Genomic DNA, 11,994 nt, shown 5'->3' with positions numbered 1-11,994 from the left:
GCGGGTTTGCGTCGCGACGGAGGGAAGCCTAAAGGCAAGATCATGAACAGCCCCGCGCCCGTTTCCGTCAGCATCGACCCCGTCGACCTCGCCCAGGCCCTGATCCGCCGGCCCTCGGTGACGCCGGCCGACGCCGGCGCGATGGATACGCTGCAGCGCCAGCTGGAGGCCCTGGGCTTCGCCTGCCGCCGGATGAAGTTCGGGGAAATCGAGAACCTCTACGCCCGGCGCGGGACGGCGCGGCCGAACCTCTGCTTCGCGGGTCATACCGACGTGGTGCCGGTCGGCGACGACGCGGCGTGGACCGCCGGGCCCTTCGAGGCCGAGATCAAGGACGGCGTGCTATACGGCCGCGGCGCGGTCGATATGAAGTCCGCCATCGCCGCCTTCGTCGCCGCCGTCTCCAACATCCCCGAACACCCGGGCTCGATCAGCTTCCTGATCACCGGCGACGAGGAGGGCGTGGCCGAGGACGGCACGGTCAAGGTCGTCGAGGCCCTGGCCGCCGAGGGCGAGATCATCGACCACTGCATCGTCGGCGAGCCGACCAGCGCCAATATCCTGGGCGACATGGTCAAGATCGGCCGGCGGGGCAGCATCAACGCCTGGATCGCCGTGGACGGTAAGCAGGGCCACGTGGCCTATCCGCACCGCGCCGCCAACCCGATCCCGGTGATGGTCGACATCCTCTCGCGCCTGCAGAGCCGGGTGCTGGACGAGGGCTATACCGGCTTCCAGCCGTCGAACCTGGAGGTGACCACGGTCGATGTCGGCAACACCGCCACCAACGTCATCCCGGCCTCGGCCAAGGCGCGGGTGAACATCCGCTTCAACCCCGCCCACAAGGGCAAGGACCTGGCCGCCTGGATCGAGGCCGAGTGCCGCGAGGCCGCGGAAGGCTTCTCGGGCCGGGTCGAGGTGCTGTGCAAGATCAGCGGCGAGGCCTTCCTGACCGAGCCGGGCGCCTTCACCGACGTGATCGTCGAGTCCGTGCGGGAAGCCACCGGCCGGGCGCCCGAGCTGTCGACGACCGGCGGCACCAGCGACGCCCGCTTCATCCGCGCGCTGTGCCCGGTCGTCGAGTTCGGCCTGGTCGGCTCGACCATGCACCAGGTCGACGAGCGGGTCCCGGTCGAGGAGGTCCGTCAGCTGGCGGGCGCCTACCAGGCCCTGATCAAACGCTACTTCGCGGCCTTCGCCTGAAGCCGGACGGGGACGAGGATGAAGGCGCTCTCGATCCCCGACGTCCTGGCCGAGGTGGCCGTGCTGGTGAAGCCGCACTTCGGCAAGGGCAAGCCCGCCGACTACATCCCGCAACTGGCCGAAGTGCCGGGCGACAAGTTCGGCATGGCCGTGCGCACGGTCGACGGCGGCGAGCACGTGATCGGCGACGCCGACGAGGCCTTTTCGCTGCAGAGCATCACCAAGGTCCTGGCCCTGGGTCTCGCTCTGAACCGGATTGGCGACGAGATCTGGACCCGGGTCGGCAAGGAGCCGTCGGGCACGCCGTTCAATCACCTGTCGCTGCTGGAGGCCGAGCGAGGCGTGCCACGCAATCCGTTCATCAACGCCGGCGCCCTGGCGGTGACCGACGTGCTGATGAACGTCACCCGCGACCCGGCCGCCCTGGTCCGCGACTTCGGCGGCTTTCTCTGTGGCGAGCGGCTGGAGATCGATCCGGCCGTCGCCGCGTCCGAGCTGGCCCATGCCTGGCAGAACCGCGCCATCGCCAGCCTGATGCGCGGCCAGGGCACGATCGATCACGAGCCCGAGGCGGTGGTCGCCGCCTACAGCCGCCAGTGCGCCCTGACCATGAGCTGCCGCCAGCTGGCGCGGGCCTTCCTGCCCCTGGCGGCGGGCGGCTTCTCGCCGGTGGCGCAGGAGACGATCTTCCCCGACCGCCTGACCCGGCGACTGAACGCCCTGCTGTTGACCTGCGGCATCTATGACAGCGTCGGCAGCTTCGCCTATCGCGTCGGCCTGCCGGCCAAGAGCGGCGTCGGCGGCGGCATCGTGGCGGTGGTTCCGGGTAAGGCGACGGTGGCGGTCTGGTCGCCGGAGCTGGATCGGTTCGGCACGAGCGTGGTCGGCACGGCGGCGCTGGAGGCGTTCAGCCAGATCACGAACTGTTCGGTGCTTTAGACTAAGATCCTCCCCCGCGATGCGGGGGAGGTGTCGGCGGAGCCGACGGAGGGGGCAAGCTGGAAGTCGGCCGAGCTAGCCCCCTCCGGCCCGCTGGGCCACCTCCCCCGTGTTACGGGAGAGGAACTTGGCGCTAGTCCCCATACCCCACGCCCACCAGATAAAGCCCATCCGCCGGCGCCACGGGCCCGCATTCCCGGCGATCCTTGGCCTCCAGCGCCGCCTTGACGTCGTCCACCGCCCAGCGGCCCGCGCCGACCTCGACCAGCGTCCCCGTCATCGAGCGGACCTGGCGATGCAGAAACGACCGCGCTTCGAAGTCCAGGTGGATCTCCTCGCCGACCCGGCGCACGCGGGCGACGTCCAGGGTCTTCACCGGGCTCTTGGACTGGCAGTGCATGTCGCGGAAGGTCGTGAAGTCGTGCAGGCCCACCAGGTGCTGGGCGGCGGCGTGCATGGCCTCGTGGTCGAGGTCCTTCTTCATGTGCCAGACCCGGCCCTTGTCGAGGGCCGGCGGGGCGCGCCGGTTCAGGATCCGGTAGAGGTAGCGCCGCTCGTTGGCCGAAAACCGCGCGTGCCAGCCTTCCTCCGCCACCTCGGCCGAGAGGATCGAGACCGCCTCGTGGGTCAGGTGGGCGTTGAGGGCGTTGAACACCGTCTGGGCCGGCCAGTCCTTCTCGAGGTCGACATGGACGACCTGGCCGGTGGCGTGGACCCCGGTGTCGGTGCGGCCGGCGGCGGCGATGCGCACGTCCTCGCCGCAGAAGGCCTTCACCGCCGCCTCGATGGCCCCCTGCACGCTGGGCAAGGTCGCCTGGGCCTGGAACCCCGCATAGGGGCGGCCGTCATACTCGACGAGGAGGCGGTAGCGGGGCATCAGGAAAGGACCGTCCCCGCCGGGATCGGGAAGCCGCGCGTGAAGGTCTCGGCGTCCTGGACGCCCTTGCCCTCGCGCTGGGCCTTCAGCAGGCGAATGGAGCCTTCTCCGCAGGCGATCAGCAGGGCGTCGTCCAGGGCGGTTCCGGCCGCGCCAGAGGCCGCTTCCACGCGCGACAGCAAGGCCTTCACGCGCACCGGTCCCTTGTCGGACGGGGCCTCGAACCAGGCGCCCGGGAAGGGCGAGAGGCCGCGGATGTGGCGGTCGACCTCGACGGCCGGGCGGGTCCAGTCGATGCGGGCCTCGGCCGACTTGATCTTCTTGGCGTAGGTGACGCCGTCCTCGGCCTGCGGCGTCTCGTGGACGACCTGGCGCTCGATGGCGGCCAGGGCGACGGGCAGCAGGCGGGCGCCGGTGGCAGCCAGCTTGTCGTGCAGGGTGGCGGCGGTGTCGTCGTCGGCGATGGCGACCTGCTGCGACATCAGGATCGGGCCTTCGTCGAGGCCTTCGCTCATGCGCATGACCTGGACGCCGGTGACCGGATCGCCGGCCATGATCGCCCGCTGGATCGGCGCGGCGCCCCGCCAACGCGGCAGCAGGCTGGCGTGCAGGTTGAAGCAGCCGAACTTCGGGGCGTCCAGCACGTCCTTCACCAGGATCTGGCCGAACGCCACGACGACAGCGGCGTCGAGGTCCAGGGCCTTGAAGGCCTCGATCTCTTCCGGGGTCTTCATCGACACTGGCGTGCGCACCGGCAGGCCCAAGCCTTCGGCGAAGGCGTGAACTGGCGAGGGCTTCAGTTCCTGGCCGCGACCACGTGGGGCGGGCGGCTGAGAATAGACGGCGACGATCTCGTGGCCCGAGGCGACGAGTTCGGCGAGGCACGTGACGGCGAAATCGGGGGTGCCGAGGAAGGCGATGCGCATGGCGGGGGTTTAGACGTCTCGCGGCCTTGGGGAAAGCCGGACTCGGAACCGGCGCCGTGGCGCTCCGTTATCCAGCCGACGAAAGAGGAGCCAGACCATGCGTTCCACCCTGATGCTGATCGCCGCCGGGGCCGCCGCCCTCTCGCTCGCCGCCTGTTCGCAGGAGCACGCCACGGAGGTGAAGGAAGGCGCCAAGGCCGCCGCCGCCGACGTCAAGGACGCGGCTCACAACATCGCCAACGATCCGGACGTCAAGGAAGCTGGCACGGCGATCAAGGAAAGCGCCAAGGAGACCGGCGCGGAGCTGAAGGAAGCCGCCGGAGATGCGGGGCGGGAGCTCAAGGAAGCCGGCAAGGACCTGAAGCAGGACGCCAAGGAAGGCGCGGCCGACAGCAAGCGGCAGCTGAACGAGGCGACGAAGTAGGGGGGCGGCCCTAGTTCCTCCCCCGCGATGCGGGGGAGGTGTCGGCGGAGCCGACGGAGGGGGCAAGCTGGAGATTGGGCCGAGTTGGCCCCCTCCGGCCCTCTGGGCCACCTCCCCCGTTGCACGGGGGAGGAACTACGCCGTCATCAATCCCGCAGCAGGTCGTTGATGCTCGTCTTCGACCGCGTCTGGGCGTCCACCGTCTTCACGATCACCGCGCAGTAGAGGCTCGGGCCGCCGTTCGGGTCGGGCAGGCTGCCGGGGACCACGACGCTGTAGGGCGGGACCTTGCCGATGTGGACCTGGCCGGTCTTGCGGTCGACGATCTTGGTCGAGGCGCTGATGAAGACGCCCATCGAGAGCACCGAGCCTTCGCCGACGACCACACCCTCGACCACTTCCGAGCGGGCGCCGATGAAGCAGTTGTCCTCGATGATGGTCGGATTGGCTTGCAAGGGCTCCAGCACGCCGCCGATGCCGACGCCGCCCGACAGGTGCACGTTCTTGCCGATCTGGGCGCACGAGCCGACCGTGACCCAGGTGTCGACCATCGTGCCTTCGTCGACATAGCCGCCGATGTTCACGAACGAGGGCATCAGGATCACGTTCTTGCCGATGTGGGCGCCGCGACGGACGATCGCGCCCGGGACCGCGCGGAAGCCGCCGGCCTCGAACTGCGGGGCGTCCCAGCCGTCAAACTTGTTCGGCACCTTGTCCCACCAGGGACCGACGCCGCCGCCCAGCGTGCCAGCGCGCATCACGGTGTTGGGGTTCAGGCGGAACGACAGCAGCACGGCCTTCTTCAGCCACTGGTGCGTCACCCACTCGCCATCGACCTTTTCCGAGACGCGGGCCTTGCCGCTGTCGAGCAGCAGGAGGGCTTCGTCCACGGCGGTGCGGACCGGGCCCGTGGTGGCGGCCGAGACGTCGGCGCGGGCTTCCCAGGCGGCTTCGATCTCGGTCTGGAGGTCGGCGAGGCTGACGGCGGTCATTGCGGGCTTCCTTGCAGGCGGGCCGAGCTGAGGAACTCGGCGAGGTCGGGAGTGCGGAAATGGACGTGTTCGGAGGTCGACGCCGCCGCATGCGGGCCGACCAGCACGGTGGTCATGCCCAGCCGCGCGGCCGGTACGAGGTTCTTCTCGCTGTCCTCGAAGAAGGCGGTCATCGGCGGGTCGATGGCGTGCAGCTTGGTGATCTTGTCGAAGGTCGCCAGCGCCGGCTTGGGCACATAGTCCGCCGTCTCGATCGCGAAGACCTCCGAGAAGAGATCGCGCAGCTCAAGGTGCGTCAGCACCCGCTCGGCGTGGCCCAGCGAGCCGTTGGTGAAGATCAGTCGACGGCCCGGCAAGCGGGCGATCGCCGCGCGCAGGGCCGGGTTGGGCGTCAGCCGGTCCAGCTCGACGTCGTGGACCTCATCGAGAAAGCGCTTGGGCTCGAGGCCGTGATTGATCATCAGCCCGGCCAGGGTCGTGCCGTGCTCCTTGAAGTACCCATGCTGCAGCGCCCGGGCCTCTTCGTAGGGAAGGCCGGTTTCGCGCTGGACGAAGGCCGTCATCTTGGCCTCGATCAGCCCCATGAACTCGCTTTCCAGCGGGTACAGGGTGTTGTCGAGGTCGAAGAGCCAAGTGTCGACGTGGGTAAGGTCGGCGCTCATTTCGAGATGAGCGTGCCCGCGCCGTGTTCGCTGAAGAGCTCGACCAGCATGGCGTGCGGACGGCGGCCATCCAGGATGACCACGGCCTCGACGCCTGATTCCACGGCGTGGATGGCGTTCTCGAGCTTCGGGATCATGCCGCCGGTGGCGACGCCCGTGGCGATCAGGTCGCGGGCCTCTTCGATTGTCATCTGGCGGATCAGCTCGCCATTGGCGTCGAGCACCCCCTTGATGTCGGTCAGCATCAGCATCCGCTTGGCCTTCAGGGCGCCCGCCAGGGCGCCGGCGACCGTGTCGGCGTTGATGTTGAAGGTCTCGCCCTCGGTCGAGACGCCGATCGGCGCGATGACCGGGATGTAGTCGGTCTCGGAGCTCAGCAGCGCCTGGATCAGGTGCGGATCGACCTTGGTCGGCTCGCCCACGAAGCCCAGGTCCACGACCTGCTCGATGTTGCTGTCCGGATCCTTGCGGGTGCGGGTCACCTTCTCGGCGGTGATCAGGCGGGCGTCCTTGCCCGACAGGCCCACGCCGCGCACGTCGGCCTCGGCGCCGGCCTGGGTGATCCAGTTGGCGATCTCCTTGTTGATCGCGCCGGACAGGACCATCTCGGCCACTTCCATGGTGGCTTCGTCGGTGACGCGCAGGCCGTCGACGAAGGTCGACTTGACGCCGGCCTTGTCGAGCATGCGGCTGATCTGCGGGCCGCCGCCGTGGACGACCACCGGGTGAACGCCCAGAAGCTTCAGCAGCACGGCGTCGGCGGCGAAGACCTTGGCCACCTCTTCCTGGCCCATGGCGTGGCCGCCGTATTTGATCACCACCGTCTCGCGGTCGTAGATCTGGATGTAGGGCAGGGCCTCGGCCAGGGTCTTGGCGGTGGCCCAGCCAGCTTCCTCGGCGACGTCGGTCAAGGCGGCGATCCTCGAAGGGAAAATAGGCGGGCCTCGATAGCGGACCCCGCCCCCCCTGTCATCAAAAACGCTGAGTTTAGCCGCGCTGCTCGAACCGCCACTTCATCAGCAGCACCGCGCCCGACATCAGCAGGCAGGCGATGTTGGAGGCGATGACCGGCCAGGCTTTGATCGTGATCCCGTAGACGATCCAGCAGGCGAAGCCGGTGACCGTGACGACATAGGTCCGCAGCGAGACGGCCGAGGCGTCCTTTTCCTTCCAGATCTTGAGGATCTGAGGCGCGAAGCTGGTGATCGACAGCAGGGCCGCGATCGTCCCGATCGTCGCGGCGACCGGCGTGACGGCCATCTAGGCTGTCTGTCCGACGGCCTGGTCCAGGCCCCACAGCGCGGCGTAGCTCGGCGCCAGGGTCAAGCCCACCGGCGTCGGACCCGGCGCGCGGCCTTCGCGGAGGCAATGGGCCAGATAGGACAGGGCGGTCTTCACCCCGTGCTCGGAATAGGGCTTGCCGATCACGCCGCAGGCGCCGGCAAAGTCCTCGGGCAGACGCTTGACGTTGGCGGTCATGAACAGCGCCACGCCGCCGCAGTCCTGAGAAATCTTGCGGGCCACGTCGACGCCGGTCGGGCCGTCGCTGAGGTGAACGTCGACCAGGGCCAGATCGGGATGAAGCTGCTGGGCGAGGGTGACCGCCTCGTCCGAGCTCATCGCGCAGCCCAGCGGATGGCAGCCGACCTCTTCGATGAGGTGCTCCAGCTCGATGGCCAGAAGCATCTCATCCTCGACGATCAGCACCTCGAGCGCACGACCGCTCATTGCCAAAGCCTTGTCCTTCACTCAATGCGCGCCATTCACAGGCAGCAGAACGACCACGCGGGTTCCAGGTTCCGCGTCGGTGGTCTCACACTTGGCTTTCAGCTGCTGACAGAGCAGCTGAACGATGGTCAGGCCAAAGCCGGTGGCCTGCTTCTCCATTCCAACGCCGTTGTCGGTGATTTCGATCCGGAAGTCGCCGTTCAGGCGGCTGACCCCCACGAAGATCCGGCCGCCGCGTCCTTCCGGGAAGCCGTGCTTGAGCGCGTTGGTCAGCAGCTCGTTGACCACCAGGGCGAACGGGGCGGCCTTGGCGGCGGGGATTTCGACGCGCTCCAGGTCCAGCTGCATCTCGATGTCGTCACGTCCGGCCGAACCCATCAGGTCGGCGACCATGTCCCGGATGAAGGCCGAGACGTCGAAGCGCTCGACGTCCTCGCTCTGGAACAGCCGGCGGTGAACGGTGGCGATGGCGTTGACCCGGCCCAGCATGCCCTTCAGCGAGGTCTTCAGGGCCGGATCGGGCACGCGGCGGGTCTGCAGCAGCAGCAGGCTGGAGATGAGCTGCAGGTTGTTCTTCACGCGGTGGTCGACCTCGTGAAGCAGGGCGGTCTTCTGCTCCAGGGCTTCGGTCAGTTCGCGTGTCCGATCCTCGACAACCTGCTCCAGGTCGTCGCGATGCTCGCGCACCTTGGCTTCGGCGGTCTTCTTGTCGGTGACATCCAGCTGCGAGCCGAAGAAATAGACGATCTCGCCGGCGTCGTTGCGCACGGGGGAGATGTAGAGGGCGTTCCAGAAGGTCGACCCGTCCTTGCGGTAGTTCAGCAGTTCGACCTTGGCGTCCTCGCCCGCGGCCACGGCCTTGCTCAGGATCTCGATGGCCGCGCGGTCGGTATCAGGGCCCTGCAGCATGCGACAGTTGCGGCCGATGATCTCGTCGCGCTCGTAGCCGGTGAGCTTCAGGAAAGCGTCGTTGGCGAAGATGATCGGATTGTCGGCCTGGCTGGCGTCGGTGACGATCATCGCCATTCGGGTGGCGCGGATGGCGGCCGCGAATGGGTCGTCGATGCCGTGCCCGGCGGCCAAGCGGTCGCCGGCGCGTCGCGATTCCGAATAGTCGTCCATGCCTGCAATCAGCTCCACCGCCCCGTGGACGCTCAACGTACTCGATCGTGTCGGGTTCCAAACACAGGTTCAATCCCAAAAAGGAACGGCGGGAGCCTCGCGACCCCCGCCGTGGAGCGCGCCCGGGGGAGGAAGGCTGTCCCCGCCGTCGCGCCATGAGGAGGTCCAGACCGCGCTTCCCGGTGCGGCTGGGCCTCGAAACGCCCCTACTTGGGCTGGTAGATCTTGTCGAACACGCCGCCGTCGGCGAAGTGCGTGGCCTGGGCTTTTTTCCAGCCGCCGAAGGTGTCGTCGATGGTCACCAGCGGGATCGACTTGAACTTGCTGGCGTATTTGGCGGCCGCCGCGGCGCTGCGCGGGCGGTAGTGGTTCTTGCCGATCAGGTCCTGGGCCAGGGGGCTATAGAGGAAGTTCAGATAGCCCTCGGCCACGGTGCGGGTCTTGTGGCGGTCGACGTTCTTGTCGACCAGGGCCACCGGCGGCTCGGCCAGGATCGAGATCGACGGATAGACGATGTCGAACTTGCCCGGCAGTTCCTCCTGGGCCAGGAACGCCTCGTTCTCCCAGGCCAGCAGCACATCGCCGATGCCGCGTTGGGTGAAGGTGGTGGTTGCGCCGCGCGCGCCGGTGTCCAGCACCGGCACGTGATCGAACAGGCTGCGCAGATAGGCCTCGGCCTTGGCGGGGTTGCCGCCCGGCTGCTTCAGCGCCCAGGCCCAGGCGGCCAGGTAGTTCCAGCGCGCGCCGCCCGAGGTCTTGGGGTTGGGCGTGATCACGTCGATGCCCGGCTTGATCAGGTCGCCCCAGTCCTTGATCTTCCAGGGATTGCCCTTCCGGACCAGGAACACGATCGTCGAGGTGTAGGGCGTGGAGTTCTGCGGCAGGCGCGACTGCCAGTTGGCCGGCAGCAGCTTGGCCTTGGCGGCGATCTCGTCGATGTCATAGGCCAAGGCGAGCGTGACCACGTCGGCCTGCAGGCCGTCGATCACCGACCGGGCCTGCTTGCCCGAGCCGCCGTGGCTCTGGTTGATCGTCAGGGTCTGGCCGACCTTTTCCTTCCAGTACTTGGCGTAGGCGGCGTTGATGTCCTTGTAGAGCTCGCGCGTCGGGTCATAGCTGACGTTGAGCAGGGTGACCGGCTTGGCCTGGGCGTGGGCCAGGCCCCCCGCCATCAGGGTCGCGGCCCCGGCGCCCGCGCCGGCCATCAAGCCGCGTCGGGTGGGAGCTTTGCGGGTGTCGCTCATGGGCGCGATCCTTTCTGTAGACGTGGATGACGTGAGGTGAGGGGCCGCCCGCTCCGGGCTCTTCGTCTTGCGGGGCGGGCGGCCTGTTAAGCTAGAACGCGAACTGGCTGCGGAAGTTGATCGCCTGGTAGCTCTGGCTGAGCGGCAGCAAGCCGCCGGCCGGATCCTTGCGGTCGATGTCGACATCCAGATAGTCGAGCGAGAACTTGGTGACCGAATTGGGGAACCAGTTCAGGCCGGCTGTCCAGATGGTCTGCTCGCCGCCGCGCACGCGATCGGCGGCCAGGACCGCGTTCTCGTGGTGGTTCAGGTCCAGCACCGAATAGCGCGCGGCCAGCTCCCAGGCGCCCCACTTGCCCTTCTTCGGGTCGAAGGGGTTGGCGATCGTCGGGGCGTCGAAGGCGAAATTGGCCGCGTTGTACTTGCGGGCCTCGCCCGTCAGCACCCAGCCGCCTTCCACATACCAGCCCTTGAACTTGGGATCGCTGACCCCGGCGGCCGGATTGCGGCGGTCGATCTTGTAGTCGAAGACCTCGCCCTGGATCAGCAGGTTGGACTTCTGGGCCGCCAGTTCCAGGCCGTAGTGGCGTGCGCCCTTGGCGTCGATCGCGCCCGTGCCGATCAGCTGCTGGCCGTCGACGCGGAGCTCCGGGCGATCCTGGATGGTGATCGGGTAGGCGCCGCTGAGGGCGGTGGTCTGGGCGGGGGTGGCCACGACGCTGGCGTTGGCCCCGACATGGACCAGCCAGTCCTGGCCGCGCAGCGGCGTCCCGGCGACCCGCGCCACGTAGCCCAGCTGCTCGTCGAAGGTCTGGCCGTCGCCCGCCTTGGCCCCGGTCACGGCGCCGGAGAGGATCCAGCGCTCGCCGACCGCCTGGGCCTGCAGGGCGATCCGGCGATCGGCGCCGGCCAGGCCGCGCGCGGCTTCCGCGGGCGAGGGGCGTTCGGGGAACAGCGAGCCGTTGGTCGAGGCGGCGTCTTCCAGGCCAAGGTTCGGCGCGAAGGCGCCGACGCGGACCTTGAACGGGGCGTAGTTGTACTGAAGGTAGATCTCCTGCAGCACGCCCGAGCCGTCCGTGCCCGCGCCGCCGAAGTCCAGCAGGATCGAGTAGTCGAAATTCTTGGCGAACTTGCCGTCGACGCCCAGGCGGGCGCGGCGGAAGTTCGTGCCGTTGTTCAGGTCGCGGCCGTTGCCGATCACCGCCGGCAGACCCTTGTCCTGGAAGTAGTGGGCGGTGTCGAGCTGCATGACGCCATGCAGGGTGGCGCTGTAGGCGCCGTCGCCGGACGCAATGGTCGGCTTGCCGCCGGCGATGCTGACGGTCGTGGCGGCCTGGGTCGTGCGCACGTCCTTGAAGCTGGCGGCGGTGGCGGCCTTCAGGTCGGCGACCTGCTGCTGCAGCGCAGCCAGCTGGGCCTCGAGCGCGGCGATGCGCGCGGCGGCCTCGTCCGGGCTGGGCGGCGTCGTCTGGGCGGACGCCGCGCCGGCGGTGGCCAGCAGGGAGACGCCGGCGATCAGCGCGGCGCGGAAGACGATCTGCTTTGACTTGATCATGTTAGTCCCCTCTCGGCGCCGCGGGGCGGGCCGACCTGCCGAGCTAGGGAAGACTATTATCCCTAGTTACGGAATCGAGATTTGGGAAAGCCGGCCATGAGTTTTTCTGCAAGGCGCGGCCACGCGGTGCGGAAGATCCTTCGAACCTTCCTTGGAAACCAAACGCCCAAAGACGAAAAAATCCGTTTACGGATTAAAGCGCTGCGCGTCGATCGGGCGCGGAAATGGCCCAGGTCGCGCCGGGGTTCATAAGGTTTCAAACGCCATCCATGCAAAAGGGGCCCGCGGCATGCCGCGGGCCCCTTGAAGCTGATCAGGTAAG

13 protein-coding genes are annotated in these 11,994 nt (G+C 68.3%); 3 read left to right on the top strand and 10 right to left on the bottom strand.

Features of this window, described 5'->3' with window-relative positions; translation table 11 throughout:
* Positions 1–42: 42 nt before the first annotated feature.
* Complete coding sequence (gene dapE / locus CSW60_RS09495; RefSeq protein ID WP_099537016.1) at positions 43–1,203, top strand: succinyl-diaminopimelate desuccinylase; 1,161 nt, start codon at positions 43–45, stop codon at positions 1,201–1,203.
* 18 nt (positions 1,204–1,221) lie between these two features.
* Positions 1,222–2,142: a glutaminase gene (locus tag CSW60_RS09490; RefSeq protein ID WP_099537015.1), complete on the top strand. Its 921-nt coding sequence runs from the start codon at positions 1,222–1,224 to the stop codon at positions 2,140–2,142.
* Positions 2,143–2,275: 133 nt separating this feature from the next.
* Here the strand turns inward: CSW60_RS09490 and truA are convergent, their stop codons facing one another.
* Together truA and fmt are read right to left on the bottom strand one after the other, a co-directional pair.
* Positions 2,276–3,019 carry a tRNA pseudouridine(38-40) synthase TruA gene (gene truA, locus CSW60_RS09485; protein WP_099537014.1) on the bottom strand — a complete coding sequence of 248 codons (744 nt, stop codon included), beginning with the start codon at positions 3,017–3,019 and terminating at the stop codon, positions 2,276–2,278.
* On the bottom strand, positions 3,019–3,945 hold the full coding sequence (gene fmt, locus CSW60_RS09480) for a methionyl-tRNA formyltransferase (protein WP_099537013.1): 927 nt from the start codon (positions 3,943–3,945) through the stop codon (positions 3,019–3,021). Before fmt ends, truA begins: the two co-directional genes overlap by 1 nt.
* A gap of 97 nt (positions 3,946–4,042) precedes the next feature.
* On the opposite strand from fmt, the gene CSW60_RS09475 reads away from it, so the two are divergent.
* Positions 4,043–4,369, top strand: coding sequence for a cell surface protein (locus tag CSW60_RS09475; protein WP_099537012.1), 327 nt, complete (start codon positions 4,043–4,045; stop codon positions 4,367–4,369).
* Positions 4,370–4,515: 146 nt separating this feature from the next.
* Here CSW60_RS09475 and dapD read toward each other — a convergent pair whose 3' ends face one another.
* From dapD to CSW60_RS09435, 8 genes are all read right to left on the bottom strand, one after another.
* Positions 4,516–5,361, bottom strand: a complete 846-nt coding sequence (gene dapD, locus CSW60_RS09470) for a 2,3,4,5-tetrahydropyridine-2,6-dicarboxylate N-succinyltransferase (RefSeq protein ID WP_099537011.1) — start codon at positions 5,359–5,361, stop codon at positions 4,516–4,518.
* Positions 5,358–6,023 (bottom strand): pyrimidine 5'-nucleotidase, encoded by a 666-nt coding sequence (locus CSW60_RS09465; protein ID WP_099537010.1) that lies wholly within the window; start codon positions 6,021–6,023, stop codon positions 5,358–5,360. The genes dapD and CSW60_RS09465 overlap by 4 nt, the downstream gene beginning before the upstream one ends.
* Positions 6,020–6,934 (bottom strand): acetylglutamate kinase, encoded by a 915-nt coding sequence (gene argB / locus CSW60_RS09460; RefSeq protein ID WP_099537009.1) that lies wholly within the window; start codon positions 6,932–6,934, stop codon positions 6,020–6,022. Before argB ends, CSW60_RS09465 begins: the two co-directional genes overlap by 4 nt.
* Before the next feature lie 76 nt (positions 6,935–7,010).
* On the bottom strand, positions 7,011–7,283 hold the full coding sequence (locus CSW60_RS09455) for a SemiSWEET family sugar transporter (RefSeq protein ID WP_099537008.1): 273 nt from the start codon (positions 7,281–7,283) through the stop codon (positions 7,011–7,013).
* Entirely contained in the window at positions 7,284–7,751 is a 468-nt protein-coding gene (locus CSW60_RS09450; protein WP_099537007.1) for a response regulator, read from the bottom strand.
* 21 nt (positions 7,752–7,772) lie between these two features.
* Positions 7,773–8,873: a histidine kinase dimerization/phosphoacceptor domain -containing protein gene (locus tag CSW60_RS09445; RefSeq protein ID WP_099537006.1), complete on the bottom strand. Its 1,101-nt coding sequence runs from the start codon at positions 8,871–8,873 to the stop codon at positions 7,773–7,775.
* A gap of 206 nt (positions 8,874–9,079) precedes the next feature.
* A complete protein-coding gene (locus CSW60_RS09440; RefSeq protein ID WP_099537005.1) occupies positions 9,080–10,117 on the bottom strand; it encodes a sulfate ABC transporter substrate-binding protein in 1,038 nt (345 codons plus the stop codon).
* A 91-nt stretch (positions 10,118–10,208) separates the two neighbouring features.
* Positions 10,209–11,672, bottom strand: a complete 1,464-nt coding sequence (locus CSW60_RS09435; protein ID WP_099537004.1) for an OprO/OprP family phosphate-selective porin — start codon at positions 11,670–11,672, stop codon at positions 10,209–10,211.
* Positions 11,673–11,994: the final 322 nt, after the last annotated feature.

It is taken from the genome of Caulobacter sp. X (genome assembly GCF_002742635.1).
GTDB lineage: Bacteria > Pseudomonadota > Alphaproteobacteria > Caulobacterales > Caulobacteraceae > Caulobacter.
This window is presented reverse-complemented; position numbering and strand designations above follow the sequence as displayed.

Bases quoted from the DNA above. Each gene is read 5' to 3' on its own strand.
- dapE (WP_099537016.1), top strand. From the start codon at position 43: ATGAACAGCCCCGCGCCCGTTTCCGTCAGCATCGACCCCGTCGACCTC.
- CSW60_RS09490 (WP_099537015.1), top strand. From the start codon at position 1,222: ATGAAGGCGCTCTCGATCCCCGACGTCCTGGCCGAGGTGGCCGTGCTG.
- truA (WP_099537014.1), bottom strand. From the start codon at position 3,019: ATGCCCCGCTACCGCCTCCTCGTCGAGTATGACGGCCGCCCCTATGCG.
- fmt (WP_099537013.1), bottom strand. From the start codon at position 3,945: ATGCGCATCGCCTTCCTCGGCACCCCCGATTTCGCCGTCACGTGCCTC.
- CSW60_RS09475 (WP_099537012.1), top strand. From the start codon at position 4,043: ATGCGTTCCACCCTGATGCTGATCGCCGCCGGGGCCGCCGCCCTCTCG.
- dapD (WP_099537011.1), bottom strand. From the start codon at position 5,361: ATGACCGCCGTCAGCCTCGCCGACCTCCAGACCGAGATCGAAGCCGCC.
- CSW60_RS09465 (WP_099537010.1), bottom strand. From the start codon at position 6,023: ATGAGCGCCGACCTTACCCACGTCGACACTTGGCTCTTCGACCTCGAC.
- CSW60_RS09455 (WP_099537008.1), bottom strand. From the start codon at position 7,283: ATGGCCGTCACGCCGGTCGCCGCGACGATCGGGACGATCGCGGCCCTG.
- CSW60_RS09450 (WP_099537007.1), bottom strand. From the start codon at position 7,751: ATGAGCGGTCGTGCGCTCGAGGTGCTGATCGTCGAGGATGAGATGCTT.
- CSW60_RS09445 (WP_099537006.1), bottom strand. From the start codon at position 8,873: ATGGACGACTATTCGGAATCGCGACGCGCCGGCGACCGCTTGGCCGCC.
- CSW60_RS09440 (WP_099537005.1), bottom strand. From the start codon at position 10,117: ATGAGCGACACCCGCAAAGCTCCCACCCGACGCGGCTTGATGGCCGGC.
- CSW60_RS09435 (WP_099537004.1), bottom strand. From the start codon at position 11,672: ATGATCAAGTCAAAGCAGATCGTCTTCCGCGCCGCGCTGATCGCCGGC.